Annotated in this window: 13 protein-coding genes; 8 read left to right on the top strand and 5 right to left on the bottom strand. The window is 63.9% G+C overall.

Features of this window, described 5'->3' with window-relative positions; all coding sequences use genetic code 11:
• Positions 1-1,074 (top strand): putative zinc-binding metallopeptidase, encoded by a 1,074-nt coding sequence (locus AB4Y44_RS04770; protein WP_368698846.1) that lies wholly within the window; start codon positions 1-3, stop codon positions 1,072-1,074.
• Positions 1,075-1,111: 37 nt separating this feature from the next.
• Here the strand turns inward: AB4Y44_RS04770 and AB4Y44_RS04765 are convergent, their stop codons facing one another.
• Both AB4Y44_RS04765 and AB4Y44_RS04760 read right to left on the bottom strand, forming a co-directional pair.
• On the bottom strand, positions 1,112-2,560 hold the full coding sequence (locus AB4Y44_RS04765; RefSeq protein ID WP_342919908.1) for a circularly permuted type 2 ATP-grasp protein: 1,449 nt from the start codon (positions 2,558-2,560) through the stop codon (positions 1,112-1,114).
• 168 nt (positions 2,561-2,728) lie between these two features.
• Positions 2,729-3,388: a glutathione S-transferase family protein gene (locus tag AB4Y44_RS04760; RefSeq protein WP_069263162.1), complete on the bottom strand. Its 660-nt coding sequence runs from the start codon at positions 3,386-3,388 to the stop codon at positions 2,729-2,731.
• 265 nt (positions 3,389-3,653) lie between these two features.
• On the opposite strand from AB4Y44_RS04760, the gene AB4Y44_RS04755 reads away from it, so the two are divergent.
• On the top strand, positions 3,654-4,994 hold the full coding sequence (locus tag AB4Y44_RS04755; protein ID WP_342919863.1) for a polyhydroxyalkanoate depolymerase: 1,341 nt from the start codon (positions 3,654-3,656) through the stop codon (positions 4,992-4,994).
• Between the two features lie 19 nt (positions 4,995-5,013).
• Here the strand turns inward: AB4Y44_RS04755 and AB4Y44_RS04750 are convergent, their stop codons facing one another.
• The gene (locus AB4Y44_RS04750) at positions 5,014-5,451 is read right to left on the bottom strand and encodes a cupin domain-containing protein (RefSeq protein ID WP_368698845.1); all 438 of its coding nucleotides are present in this window, start codon (positions 5,449-5,451) and stop codon (positions 5,014-5,016) included.
• A gap of 206 nt (positions 5,452-5,657) precedes the next feature.
• Between AB4Y44_RS04750 and AB4Y44_RS04745 the strand changes: the two genes are divergently transcribed.
• The 4 genes from AB4Y44_RS04745 to AB4Y44_RS04730 all read left to right on the top strand — a co-directional run bounded on the left by AB4Y44_RS04745 (position 5,658) and on the right by AB4Y44_RS04730 (position 9,904).
• Positions 5,658-6,770 carry a BMP family ABC transporter substrate-binding protein gene (locus tag AB4Y44_RS04745; RefSeq protein ID WP_368698844.1) on the top strand — a complete coding sequence of 371 codons (1,113 nt, stop codon included), beginning with the start codon at positions 5,658-5,660 and terminating at the stop codon, positions 6,768-6,770.
• A 23-nt stretch (positions 6,771-6,793) separates the two neighbouring features.
• Positions 6,794-7,330, top strand: coding sequence for a nucleoside deaminase (locus AB4Y44_RS04740; protein ID WP_368698843.1), 537 nt, complete (start codon positions 6,794-6,796; stop codon positions 7,328-7,330).
• Positions 7,331-7,679: 349 nt separating this feature from the next.
• Positions 7,680-8,447, top strand: a complete 768-nt coding sequence (locus AB4Y44_RS04735) for a ParA family protein (RefSeq protein WP_342919909.1) — start codon at positions 7,680-7,682, stop codon at positions 8,445-8,447.
• A 101-nt stretch (positions 8,448-8,548) separates the two neighbouring features.
• Entirely contained in the window at positions 8,549-9,904 is a 1,356-nt protein-coding gene (locus tag AB4Y44_RS04730) for a tryptophan leader peptide (RefSeq protein ID WP_342919867.1), read from the top strand.
• A gap of 60 nt (positions 9,905-9,964) precedes the next feature.
• Here the strand turns inward: AB4Y44_RS04730 and AB4Y44_RS04725 are convergent, their stop codons facing one another.
• Entirely contained in the window at positions 9,965-10,726 is a 762-nt protein-coding gene (locus tag AB4Y44_RS04725; protein WP_368698842.1) for an ABC transporter permease, read from the bottom strand.
• Positions 10,723-11,718, bottom strand: a complete 996-nt coding sequence (locus tag AB4Y44_RS04720) for an ABC transporter ATP-binding protein (RefSeq protein WP_368698841.1) — start codon at positions 11,716-11,718, stop codon at positions 10,723-10,725. The genes AB4Y44_RS04725 and AB4Y44_RS04720 overlap by 4 nt, the downstream gene beginning before the upstream one ends.
• A 171-nt stretch (positions 11,719-11,889) precedes the next feature.
• Here AB4Y44_RS04720 and AB4Y44_RS04715 point away from each other — a divergent pair, with 171 nt between their 5' ends.
• Together AB4Y44_RS04715 and AB4Y44_RS04710 are read left to right on the top strand one after the other, a co-directional pair.
• Positions 11,890-12,639: an IclR family transcriptional regulator gene (locus tag AB4Y44_RS04715; RefSeq protein ID WP_368698840.1), complete on the top strand. Its 750-nt coding sequence runs from the start codon at positions 11,890-11,892 to the stop codon at positions 12,637-12,639.
• Between the two features lie 70 nt (positions 12,640-12,709).
• Positions 12,710-13,465 carry a transporter substrate-binding domain-containing protein gene (locus tag AB4Y44_RS04710; protein WP_133183100.1) on the top strand — a complete coding sequence of 252 codons (756 nt, stop codon included), beginning with the start codon at positions 12,710-12,712 and terminating at the stop codon, positions 13,463-13,465.
• Position 13,466: the final 1 nt, after the last annotated feature.

Below are 13,466 nucleotides of genomic sequence, written 5' to 3'. Positions count from 1 at the left end.
ATGAAGACCTTTCACTGCGATCACTGCAGTCAGCTGGTGTTTTTCGAAAACGAGCGCTGTGAGCGGTGCGAGTCGCGCCTGGGTTACGTACCGCAGACGGGAGAGATGCACGCGTTCGAGGACGCGGGCGAAGGCCGCTGGCGCAGCCTGAATGCGCAGGCAAACGGCGCGATCTTTCGCCAGTGCCACAACTACGCGGTCGAAAACGTCTGCAATGGCATGATTCCGGCCGATTGCGACGACACGCTGTGCCGCGCCTGCCAGTTCACGCGCACGATCCCCGACCTCTCGCGGCCCGAGAACCGCCTGTACTGGTATCGCCTCGAGACGGCCAAGCGGCGCCTGCTCTATACGCTGGGGGCGCTCGGCCTGCCGCTCGTCACGCGCGCCGAAGACCCGGAACATGGCCTGCAATTCGCGTTTCTCGAAGAGACGGGCGACGGCCAGCGCATCATGACGGGCCACGATCACGGCCTCATCACGATGAACATCGCCGAGGCCGACGACGCGCATCGCGAGCGCACGCGCATTTCGCTGCACGAGCCGTATCGCACCTTGCTGGGGCATTTCCGCCACGAGGTCGGCCACTACTATTTCGACCGTCTCGTCGCGCGGGAGCCGACGGGGCGTTGGCTCGAACCGTATCGCCGCCGCTTCGGCGACGAGCGCGCCGACTATTCCGCCGCGCTCGCCGCGCATTACGCCGATGGCCCCGCGCCCGACTGGGCCGAGCGCCACGTGAGCGCGTATGCGTCCGTGCATCCGTGGGAGGACTGGGCCGAGACGTGGGCGCATTACCTGCATATCGTCGATACGCTCGACACGGCCACGGCCTGCGGGCTCGCACTGCTGCCCGACAGCCCCGACGAGCCCACGCTGGTCGACCAGACGCCGGTGGACGAGGCGAGCTTCGACAGCCTGATGGCGCGCTGGTTTCCGCTCACCTACGCGCTCAACAGCCTGAACCGCAGCCTCGGCATGCCCGACGGCTACCCGTTCGCGCTGGCTTCGCCCGTCATCGACAAGTTGCGCTTCGTTCATCGCGTGATCTCGGCTTCGTCTTCGCGGCCGTGAACGCCTACGCGCCGCGCGAGTTCGTTGCTGTGCCGGCTCAGCGCTCCAGCACCCAGGTGTCCTTCGTGCCGCCGCCCTGCGAGGAATTCACCACGAGCGAGCCCTCGCGCAGCGCCACGCGCGTGAGCCCGCCCGGCACCATGCGCACCTCCTTGCCCGAGAGCACGAACGGACGCAGGTCGATGTGGCGCGGCGCCACGCCCGATTCGACCCACGTCGGGCAGGTGGAAAGCGAGAGCGTGGGCTGCGCGATGTACTTGTCCGGGTTCGCAATGAGCGCCGCGCGAAACGCCTCGATCTCGGCGCGCGTGGCGGCGGGACCGATCAGCATGCCGTAGCCGCCCGCGCCGTGCGTCTCCTTCACGACCAGCTCCGGCAGATGGTCGAGCACGTAGCGCAGGTCGTCGGCCTTGCGGCACATCCACGTGGGCACGTTCTTGAGCAGCGGTTCCTCGCCCAGATAGAAGCGCACCATGTCGGGCACGTACGGGTAGATCGACTTGTCGTCGGCGACGCCCGTGCCTACCGCGTTGCACAGCGTCACGTTGCCCTTGCGGTAGACGTTCATGAGACCCGCCGCGCCGAGCGCCGAGTCGGAGCGGAAGACGAGCGGGTCGAGAAAGTCGTCGTCCACGCGCCGGTAGATCACGTCCACGCGCTGCCGGCCCTGCGTGGTGCGCATATAGAGGTGATCGTTCTCGACGAACAGGTCCTGGCCTTCCACGAGCTCGACGCCCATTTGCTGCGCGAGGAACGCGTGCTCGAAGTAGGCAGAGTTGTACATGCCCGGCGTGAGCAGCACGACCGTCGGGTTGTCGGTGCCCGACGGCGCGGCGGCGCGCAGCGTGTCGAGCAGCAGGTCGGGGTAGTGCGCTACCGGCGCCACGCGATTGCGCACGAACAGATCGGGAAAGAGCCGCATCATCATCTTGCGGTTTTCCAGCATGTACGAGACGCCGGAGGGCACGCGCAGATTGTCCTCGAGCACGTAGAACTCGCCCTCGCCGGCGCGCACGATATCGATGCCCGCGATATGCGCGTAGATGTCGTGCGCGACGTGCACGCCCTGCATCTCGGGGCGGTACTGTGCGTTGCGCAGGATCTGGTCGGCGGGCACGATGCCGCGCTTGACGATCTCCTGCTCGTGATAGATGTCGTGGATGAAGCGGTTGAGCGCGTTCACACGCTGGCGCAGGCCTCGCTCGAGCGTGTTCCACTCCTGGCGCTGGAAGATGCGCGGAATCACGTCGAACGGAATCGTGCGTTCGGTGCCCGCACCCGATACGTCCTTTTCGCCGTAAACGGCAAAGGTGATGCCTACGCGCCGGAAGATGGCATCGGCTTCGGTGCGCTTCTTGAGCATCTGCTGCTCGCTCTGGCTGCGCATCCAGGCGAAGAATTCGCGGTAGTGGGCGCGCGGCTCGCCGGCCTGCGCGAACGCCGTGGCGGCGAGGCCGCGAACGTCGAACTCCCCGTACTCGAACATCTCGTTGAAGACTGTTGGCGTCATGTGCGTTTTTCCGTTCGCTGTTTTTTTGCGCTCGCTTGTTCAGGCTTGTTCGTGCCGGGCTGCATGGGGGGCGATGCAACTTCCATGCCGATGCCAGGCCTGCGAGCACAAGCCCTCATGCTCGATGCTGGTGCGGGGCGCCGCTCAGAACTCCATATCGAGTTCGTCGATGTCCTCGGTTTCCGACTGGGCCGCCGCGATCCATTCGGCGACGTAAGGCTGCTTGAGCACGCGCATGCAGTAGTCGCCGATGTCGGGGTCGATCGGCACGTCATAGGTGAGCAGGCGCGTGACGACCGGCGCATACATCGCATCCGCCGCGCCGATCTCGCCAAAGAGCCAGGGGCCGCCGTACTTCTGCAGGCATTCGCGCCAGATAGTCACGATGCGCGCGATGTCGTCCTGCGCGCGCGACCAGACGCGAAAGTTCGGAAAGTGGCCGCGCAGGTTCATCGGCAGCGCGGAGCGCAATGCGCTGAAGCCCGAATGCATTTCTCCGCACACCGAGCGGCAGTGCGCGCGCGCCGTGCGGTCCGCGGGCAACAGCTGCGCCTGCGGCTGGATCTCGTTGAGGTATTCGCAGATCGCGAGCGTGTCCCAGACCGTAATGCCGTCGTGGCGCAGGCAGGGAACGAGAATCGAAGGCGAGAGCAGCAGCAGTTCGGCACGCGTGGCTGCGTCGTCGAGCGGCACCGTCACCGTGTCGAATTCGAGTCCGGCGAGTCTGGCGAGCAGCCAGCCGCGCATGGACCACGACGAATAGTTCCGGCTGCTGATCGTCAGGGTCGTATTCGTCTGACTCATGGAGAGCTCCTGAACGGCGAGGACATGGCGGCAAACAGTGCGACGCGCAGAAAGCCGCATGCACCGAATGCGCGCATCGCTTCTGCGTGCACCGCTTGCGCGAACTGGCCGCACTACATTGCGGCATGCAGGAAGGCGCAACCGCCGCTCTGCGCGAAGCGCCCGCGCGCCTGGCCGTGCAGGTGCAAGCACTGTGCCAATGAACGCTTCTGGCATACGTATTGCCTGCTTCGCTTCGCGTTCAAGACAATCGGGACCACTGCCCATGAACCTGCTCGCCTATCTGGCCTACCAGACGTTCGCGGACTTGACGAGGTTCGGGCGCGCCACCGCGTCGTTCTCCCGCGCGGCGCTCGCGGCGTGGCCCGCGCTCGCGTGCGGCTTCGACGCGCGCTATCTCGACGCCTGGTGGGAGCAGATCGAGCTTGCCGGGCTCTCGCACGCGCGGCCGCCGTTCGAAATCGATGGGGTGGAGGTGGATGGCGTGCACACGCCGGTGACGGAAGCCGTCGTCAAGCGCACGCCGTTCGCCTCGCTGCTGCACTTTCGCAAGGACGTCGCCACGCCGCAGCCGCGCGTGCTGCTCGTCGCGCCGATGTCGGGGCACTTCGCGACGCTGCTGCGCGGCACCGTGCGCACCATGCTCGCCGACCACGACGTCTATATCACCGACTGGCACAACCCGCGCGACGTGCCCTTGTCGGCGGGGCGCTTCGGCTTCGACGAATACGTCGAGCACGTCATGTCCTTCATCCGGCGGATCGGCCCCGATGCGCATCTGGTGGCGATCTGCCAGCCGACGGTCGCGGCGCTCGCGGCCGTAGCGTTGATGGCCGCCGACAACGATCCCGCGCAGCCCGCGAGCATGACGCTGATGGCGGGACCGATCGATTGCCGCGTGAATCCCACCAGGGTCAACGATCTCGCCAACAGCAAGCCGATCACGTGGTTCGAGCGCAATCTCATCAGCGCGGTGCCAGGCGGTTTCCCCGGCGCGCAGCGGCGCGTGTACCCGGGTTTCGTGCAGCTCAGTGCGTTCATGTCGATGAACCTCGAGCGTCATCTCGCTTCGTTCGAGGAGATGCGCCACGAGCGGGCGAAGGGCGACCCCACGAGAGCGGATGCGCTCAACGTGTTCTACCGCGAGTACTTCGCCACCTCCGATCTCACCGCGGAGTTCTACCTGGAAACGGTCAGCTCGGTGTTTCAGGAATACGCCCTGCCGTTAGGCAAGCTCAAGGTGGGCGAGCGCCTCGTGGAGCCGCACGCGATCCGCCGCACCGCGTTGCTCACGATCGAAGGCGAGAAGGACGATATCTGCGCGGTTGGCCAGACCGTTGCCGCCCACGACCTGTGCCGGGGGCTGCGCCCTTATATGAAGACGCATCACGTGCAGACGGGCGTGGGCCACTACGGCGTCTTCAATGGCCGCCGCTGGGACACGCAGATCTATCCGCTCGTGCGTTCGACGATTCACGACCACGAGCCGCGTGCACGGCGCATCGCGGCGCCGGAGGCGATGGGCGACGATCGGGTGACCCTGCGCGCGCTGCTCGATGCCGATGCGCATGCGGCAACGGCCATCAGCCGCGCCGCCGCAACATAGTCCAACCAGGGCGGCCGCCTCAGATTGCGGGGCTCGCCTGCCAGGGTGTCGGCGCGGGCACGGCGCAGGGCGCTTCCACGTCGATCGACTTGAAGTCGGCGGGGCTCACGATTTCGAGGTACTCCATATCGGGCGAGTAATCGAACAGGTAATGGGCGATGCCCGGCGCCTGATGCACGCAATCGCCCGCTTCGACGAGCGTTTCCTTGTCGCCGTACATGAAGCGCGCCCAGCCCTTGAGCATGATGACGATATGAAAATCTGCCTCATGCCGGTGCCAGCCCGTGCCCACTTCCGGCGCAAGATTTGCCCTGACGAGTTGCGCGACCACCTTGCCATGCGTGGCTTTGGCGATACCCAGGTCGCGGTAGACAAAGAAGTCGCGCAACCCGCCGCCCGTGAACGAGGTGTCCTGCGGCTTGACGTGCGAAAAATCGGTGGCAAGTGCGGTTTGCATGACAGGTCTCCCGGGCGCAAAGGTTGGAGGGGCAACGGGTTCGGCAAGCACGACGCGTTCCAGCGTGAAGCCATTGGCGATAGCGTGCTCCAACGAAGCAATGAGCGTTATATCGATTCCGTTATTCATCACATAATGAATCGAAATATCGGCCTCAATTTTGACTGACCAGTATCTGACTTTCCATTCCCTGTTTCGGAGACCTCATGGCAACAAGATTCGCTCGCGCGTCGGTGCGCTCGCTGCGCCTCGTGGCTACGCTGTTCGCCGCGCTCGGCGTCTGGGTTGCGTCGAGCCCTACCGCCATCGCTGCGGCCCCGATGGGCGTCGCGTTCGTCTACCTCGGCAACCCCGGCGACGCAGGCTGGACCTACGCGCACGAACAGGGCGTGAAGGCGATCGAAGCGAAGTTCGGCGACAAGATCAAGGTTACGCGCGTCGAGAACGTGCCCGAATCCGCCGACTCCGAGCGCGTGTTTCGCGACCTCGCGAGCAAGGGCAACAAGATCATCGTGGGCTCGAGCTTCGGCTTTCAGGACTTCGAACTGAAGACCGCAAAGGATTATCCGGACGTTGTATTCGAGCATGCGACCGGATACAAGAAGGCCGCGAACTTCGCGACCTATGACGTGCGCACGTACCAGAGCGCGTATCTGGCCGGTCTGGTCGGCGGCTATACGACGAAGACGAATACGCTCGGCTTCGTCGCCTCGGTGCCGGTGCCCGAAGTGGTGCGCAACATCAATGCCTTCACGATGGGCGCGCGTTCGGTCAATCCGAATGCGAAGGTCAAGGTCATCTGGATCAATAGCTGGTTCGATCCGGGCAAGGAGAAACAGGCGGCCGAAACGCTGATCGGCCAGGGCGCGGACGTGCTGATCCAGAACACCGATTCGACGGCGACGATGCAGACGGCCGAGCAGAAAAAGGTGCACGCGTTCGGGTGGGACTCCGACATGAAGAAGTTCGGCCCGAATGCCCAACTGGGCGCTTGCGTGAGCTACTGGGGCGTGTATTACTCTCACCTGATCGATCAGGTGCAAGCCGGTACGTGGACCAACACGCCGACGTGGTGGGGCCTCAAGGAGAAAGCCATCGATCTCGCCGACATCAACACCGCAACCGTCTCGCCGGCCGCGCAAAAGGCGCTCGCGCAGAAGCGCGACGACATCATCGCCGGCAAATTCGATCCGTTCGCGGGGCCGATCAAGGATCAGAGCGGCGCGATCAAGGTGGCGGCGGGCACATCGCTGCCCGACGCCGAGTTGCTGCGGCTGAACTGGTTCGTGCAGGGCGTAGACGGCGCATTGCCGAAATAACGCCAACAAGGAGGAGACACACTTTGAGCCTGACCATGTCCGCACAGCAGAATGCATCGGCGTTCCCCGAGCAAGGGCTCGCGCCGACGCGCGAACAGATCGTCCGTCATCTGCGGCACGCAAGCGTGGTCGCGGAGCGCGCGACGCACTTGGGCCATCACCCGTTTGGCGCCATTCTCGTCGGGCCCGATCAGGAATCGGTTCTGATCGAACAGGGCAACGTCGATACCGTCAATCATGCGGAAGCCGTGCTCGCGCGCATCGCCGCGCTCAACTTCACGCCGCAATACTTGTGGAGTTGCACGCTCTATACGACGGTCGAGCCGTGCTGCATGTGCGCAGGTACGGCCTATTGGGCGAACATCGGGCGCGTGGTGTTCGGCATGACGGAAGAGCGGCTGCTGCAGGCCACGGGCAATCACGCGGAGAACCCGACGATGAGCGTGTCGTCGCGCTACGTTTTCGATCATTGCCAGAAGCGCGTGGACCTGATCGGGCCCGTAGCCGAGGTCGAGGAAGAGGTGATGCAGGTGCAGCGCAAATTTTGGGGAGACGCGTGAGCAAAGACTTCGGGTTGTCATCACGCGAAATTGCGCTTTAAGTGACCTGACCTATGCTTAACGCACCGGCATCCATTTGAACAGGAGAAACGCAAATGAAAGCTCGGCGCATCTTTGCAGCCCTGTTGGCTGCATCGCTTGTCCTGGCGCTGCCAGCCACCGCGAGTTACGCCTGCGACGGTACGGGTTATAACCAGCCAGGCTCCGGAAAATGAAGCGGTTATGTAATTAGCCGCGTGCCTGTGCTTGCCAGAAAAACCGCCACCAAAAATCCTTATTGCAGCGCCGCATCGGGTATCCTCATCCCCATCCATCTCATTGAATGAGAGAGAAACAGGGGAGCGAAGACATGCGGCGCGTGGTGTTCAATCAGAAGGGTGGCGTAGGCAAGTCAACGATCGTTTGCAATCTCGCTGCGATCAGCGCGAACGAGGGGCGGCGTACGCTCGTCATCGACCTCGACGCGCAGGCAAATTCGAGCCAGTACCTGCTCGGCGCGGCTTCCGCCGACGCGAAGCCCAACGTCGCCGACTTCTTCGAAACCGCGCTGACGTTCAGCTTCCGGCCGGTCGAGGTCACGTCGTTCATTCATTCGACACCCTTCGAGAATCTCGACGTGATGCCCGCGCATGCCGATCTCGACACGCTGCACGGCAAGCTCGAGTCGCGCTACAAGATCTACAAGCTGCGTGACGCGCTCAAAGAACTCGACATGTACGATGCGATCTACATCGACACGCCGCCTGCGCTGAACTTCTACACGCGCTCGGCGCTGATCGCGGTCGAGCGCTGCCTCATCCCGTTCGACTGTGACGACTTCTCGCGCCGCGCGCTCTACACGCTGCTCGAGAACGTGAAGGAAATTCAGCAGGACCACAATGCCGGACTCACGGTCGAAGGCATCGTCATCAATCAGTTCCAGCCGCGCGCGAGCCTGCCGCAACAACTCGTCGACGAACTCGTCGAGGAAGGATTGCCGGTGCTGGCGTCGCGGCTGTCCTCGTCGGTGAAGATTCGCGAATCGCATCAGCAGGCCAAGCCCGTCGTTCACCTCGATCCGGCGCACAAGCTCACGCGCGAATTCGTCGCGCTCCATCAGGAACTGAGCGGGGCCTGAAGAGCAAGCGCGGACATCACCGGTTTACGCCCCCGGCGGAGTGTGCAAGTATCCCTCGCAGCGAGTCGCACCAAGACTCTTGCTCTCTTGCGAGGTGCAGAATGGACTGGAGGTTCTGGAAGACAGAAAAGCGCCAGGAAGAGGCGCGCAACTGGCCCACCAATACGCATGAATCGATACGCCAACTCCTGGGCATGTACCAGGGCGTCGGCACGCCGCCGTTCACGAACTGGGCCGCACCCGGCATCGCATTCACACCCGAAGTCGAATCGATCGCCCAAAATGGGGTCAAGGGCTACCAGCTCGCCCTCTGGTTCTGGCTCTTTGCCGAGAAGCACGGCACCATCGCGGCGAGAATGGCGCGCGAAACGTTTTGCCTGCTGGCCGATGCGGCGCAGCCGTCGTCGGGGGACGCGATCGATGCGCTCCTCGATCAGGAAAACCGCCTCGCGCGTGCCGTCGAGGCGGTTTCCGCCGAGCAGCGCGCGTTCAGGCTGGAAGGCCTGAGCGTCGAACTGCCGATGGAATTCTTTCTGGCCACGGGCACGCTCAGGCTCAGGCCGGACTCGCCTTATGCGGGGGACGAGGCCGCCTCCCTGCAAGGCAACGACTACAAGCTGGCGGACTGCTTTCGCCACGCCACGGACGAAGCGCTGTCCGTGTTCCGGCCGATGATCCAGGCGGTCGAATTCGACGCGAAGACTTTGCCCAACTGGAAATGGAGCGCCCGGCCGGGCGCGGCCGAGCGGCATCTGCAGCGGCGCTACAGCAATCCGCTCTTTCCGTTGCACCGGCAGATGGTCACAGCCCACGACGTGCATGAGGCGCGTGTCGCCGACAACCTGGCGCTGCAGGATATTCGCAACGAACTCAATGACGTGCGGCGCGCATTCTTCGAAAAACCCGAGCTGCCGTTGAACTGGCTCGCTTACCTCGAAAGCTACCGGGACGAGGTGGACCGGCTCGATGAACGCCGCCTCGTCGCGGGTGGGCAGAACGCGGCGCTCGGCGAAGCGATTGCGGCGCTGCGTGCCGACGTCCTGGCGCCGTGGCGCGCCGAGATCCAGAAGAATCGCCACAGTCTCGCCGTGCTCGAGCAGGACGAGGCGCGCAGGGCCGAACGGCGCGCACTGCTGTACGGCTGCGACTGGACCGCGCAACTGCTGAGTCACGGCTCGCTGATCCCGCCGGACGAAGTCGTTCCCGCTTTGCTGAGCGAAACTCCAGCGGATCTGGAGCGGGCAGTGACCGGTCTGCAGTCGGAGCCGCGCCTGCATGAGACGCTGGCGCACTGCCGGGCCGTTGCGCATCGGCTCGTGAACGAGCTGCGCACGGCAGGTCACAACTTTCCCGATATGACCGACAAGCTGCGCATTCTGGACGGCACGTTCGCCGCTCCCCTGAATGGCCAGCACGAACGGCCGCTCGACGGCGCGCCGGGAGAGGTGCCGGCCTGAAATTCGAGGCGGGCACCCGGCTAGTTAGCCAACGTCAGTCGCTAACGTCAGTCGCTAACGTCAGGTTTTCAGACGGTAGCCCGTCTTGAAGATCCACGCGGTGATCGCGAGGAACAGCGCGAGAAAGGCAGTTGTCATGCCGAGACTCACGCCGACATCGACATCCGCGAGCCCGTAGAAGCTCCAGCGAAAGCCGCTGATCAGATAGACGATCGGGTTGAACAGCGTGATCACCTTCCACGCCGTCGGCAGCATGTCGACCGAGTAGAAGGCGCCGCCGAGGAACGTGAGCGGCGTGATGACCAGGAGCGGCACGATCTGCAGTTTCTCGAAGTTATCCGCCCAGATGCCGATGATGAAACCGAGCAGGCTGAACGTGACCGCGGTGAGCAGCAGGAACAGCGCCATCCACACCGGATGCTGGATCTGTATCGGCACGAAGAGCGCCGCGGTCGCGAGGATGATGAGCCCGAGCACGACCGACTTGGTCGCCGCCGCGCCGACATAGCTGACCACGATTTCGAGGTAGGACACGGGCGCCGAGAGCAGCTCGTAGATCGTGCCCGTGAAGCGCGGGAAGTAGATGCCGAACGACGCGTTCGAGATACTCTGCGAGAGCAGCGATAGCATGATCAGACCCGGCACGATGAACGCGCCGTAGCTGACGCCGTTCACTTCCTTGATGCGCGAACCGATTGCGGAGCCGAAGACGATGAAGTAGAGCGAGGTCGAAATGACCGGCGCGACGATGCTCTGCATCAGCGTGCGCCGCGTGCGCGCCATTTCGAACCGGTAGATGGCGCGAATTGCGTAATGATTCATCGGGAAGTTACCTGTCCTTTGCCGTCTTCTGCGACCGAATCTGGCGTGGGCCGTGAAACGGCAGCCGGGTCTTTATGGACGAGACTCACGAAGATGTCCTCGAGCGAACTCTGGCTCGTTTTCAGGTCCGTGAAGCCGATGCCGGCCTCGTTCAGATTCTTGAGCAGCGTCGTGATGATGTCGTTGCGTTCGTTTTCGCTGTCGTACGTATAGGTGAGTTCGGAGCCGCCGTCGGCCAGCTCCAGCCCCCACGCGGCGAGACCGTCCGGAATGGCGCTCAGCGGGGCGTCGAGCTGCAGCGTCAGCTGTTTGCGGCCGAGCTTGCGCATGAGCACGTCCTTGCGCTCGACGAGCATGATCTTCCCTGAGTTGATGACGCCGATGCGGTCGGCCATCTCCTCCGCCTCGTCGATGTAGTGCGTCGTCAGAATGATCGTCACGCCGTTCGCCTTGAGCCCGCGCACGAGTTCCCACATGTCGCGGCGCAGCTCGACGTCCACACCCGCCGTCGGCTCGTCCAGAAACAGGACTTGCGGCTCGTGCGCGAGCGCCTTCGCGATCAGCACGCGGCGCTTCATGCCGCCCGAGAGCGTCATGATCCTGTTGTTCCGCTTCTCCCACAGCGAGAGATCGCGCAGCACGCGCTCGACATACGCGGGGTTGGGCGGCTTGCCGAACAGGCCGCGGCTGAACGATACGGTGGCCCAGACCGTTTCGAACGCGTCGGTCGTCAGCTCCTGCGGCACGAGGCCGATCAGCGAGCGCGCGGCGCGGTAGTCGGTGAGGATATCGTGACCGGCCACGCGCACACTGCCTTCGCTCGCATTGACGATGCCGCAGATGATACTGATCAGCGTCGTCTTGCCCGCGCCATTCGGCCCCAGCAGCGCGAAGATTTCGCCCCGCTGAATGTCCAGATTGATGTTCGTGAGCGCCCGGAGTCCCGATGCATAGACTTTCGAGAGATTCTCGATGGAGAGGATCGTTTGCATGTGCGTGACATTACCAGAAGCCGGTAAAAGACACCGCGCGGACCCACGCAGGACATCGGGCATCGCCAGGGAAAACCCTCTCATCTCATTCCCATTCGCTGGGAATCGTATTTTTGATTTCTGGGAGTGACGTGGCATGCTGAGTGCATCAATTCAGCCTTCGTCATTCAGGTGAAACAGGAACCCGGTGTCACCGGCGCAGAGCGCCTGCTACTGGTGCTTTCGGCACTCGCGAGCCGCGGCAAGGCGATGTCCGCGAAGGACATGCTCGCGGCCACGGGGCTCGCGCAAAGCACACTTTACCGCCAGGTCGCGGTGCTCAAGCGCTGGGGCTTCGTGACCGAAGACGCCGGCTACTACGCGCCGGGCCCCATCAGTCTGCAGCTTGCGCTTGGCTTCGACGTCAATTCGCTGCTCGTCGAATCGAGCCGCGAAGGCATGCTGCAACTCGCGCGGACCTCGCAGGAAAGTGTCGGCCTCGTCGTCGCCGTGAACGATCAGGTGGTCTGCCTCGAAATGGTCGAAAGCACGCATTCGCTGCGCTGCTCGTTCGAGAAGGGACGCGCGGTTGCGCTCAAGGCCGGCGCGTCGGCCAAGTCGTTGCTCGCGTTCATGCAGGAAAAGGCGCGCGGCGAGACGCTCGATCGCCTCTTCGCCGGCGACCCTCAGGGCCGCGCCGCCATGGAAGCGGAACTGGAGCAGATTCGCGCGCGCGGCTACGCGGTGAGCGAAAGCGAAGTCGATCCTGGCGTATGGGGCGTGAGTGCGCCTGTGTTCCGGCGCGTTGCACGCGGCGCGGGCGCTAACGCGTCGATCACCTTGATGGCGCCGTCCTCGCGCGTGGCGGGCCGCGAGTTGCAGCTCGCCGACTGGACCTTGCGCACCGCGCACACCATTTCCGCTCGCCTGCAAACCGATTGACCGCAACAAGCGAAGCCAAAGAACGAAGCGAAAAACCGCAGCCTTCCGACAAACCACACTGGAGTCCAACATGAAACTGCACAAACTGCTGTCCGCCACGTGCGTCGCCCTCGCCATGTTCGCCGCCGCCGCTCCCGGCACCGCGAGCGCGCAAGCGCAGAACGTCCTCCAGGTCGCGACCGATGCGACGTTCCCGCCGATGGAGTTCACGGAAAACGGTCAGCGCACCGGCTTTGACGTCGACCTGATGAACGCGCTCGCCAAGGCAATGGGCAAGCAGGTCCAGTGGACCGACATCGATTTCAAGGGGCTGATTCCGGGTCTGATCGCGCACCGCTTCGACGCCGCGATCTCCGGCATCTACATCACGCCTGAACGCAGCCAGGTGGTGGACTTCACGCAGCCGTATTTCGCGGGCGGCCTCGTCGCGCTCGTGAAGGCCGACTCGCCCATCAAGACGCTCGCCGATCTCGACGGCAAGAAGGTCTCGGTGCAGGTCGGCACGAAGTCGGTGAACTTCCTGCGCGACAACTACCCGAAGGTCACGCGCGTCGAGGTCGAGAAGAACCAGGAAATGTTCGATCTCGTCGGCATTGGCCGCGCCGACGCCGCCGTCACGGGTAAGCCCGCCGCGTACCAGTTCGCCCGCACGCGCTCGGGATTTCGCGTACTCGACACGGAGCTGACGAAGGAAGCCTATGGCATTGCCGTGCGCAAGGACGAGCCGCAACTTCGCGATTCGCTGAACGCTGCGCTTGCGAAGATCAAGGCGGACGGCACCTACGCCCAGATCGTGAACAAGTGGTTTGGCACGGGTTCGAAGTGAA

The organism is Paraburkholderia sp. BR10937 (assembly GCF_040965695.1).
In the GTDB taxonomy this organism is placed as follows: Bacteria; Pseudomonadota; Gammaproteobacteria; order Burkholderiales; family Burkholderiaceae; genus Paraburkholderia.
This window is presented reverse-complemented; position numbering and strand designations above follow the sequence as displayed.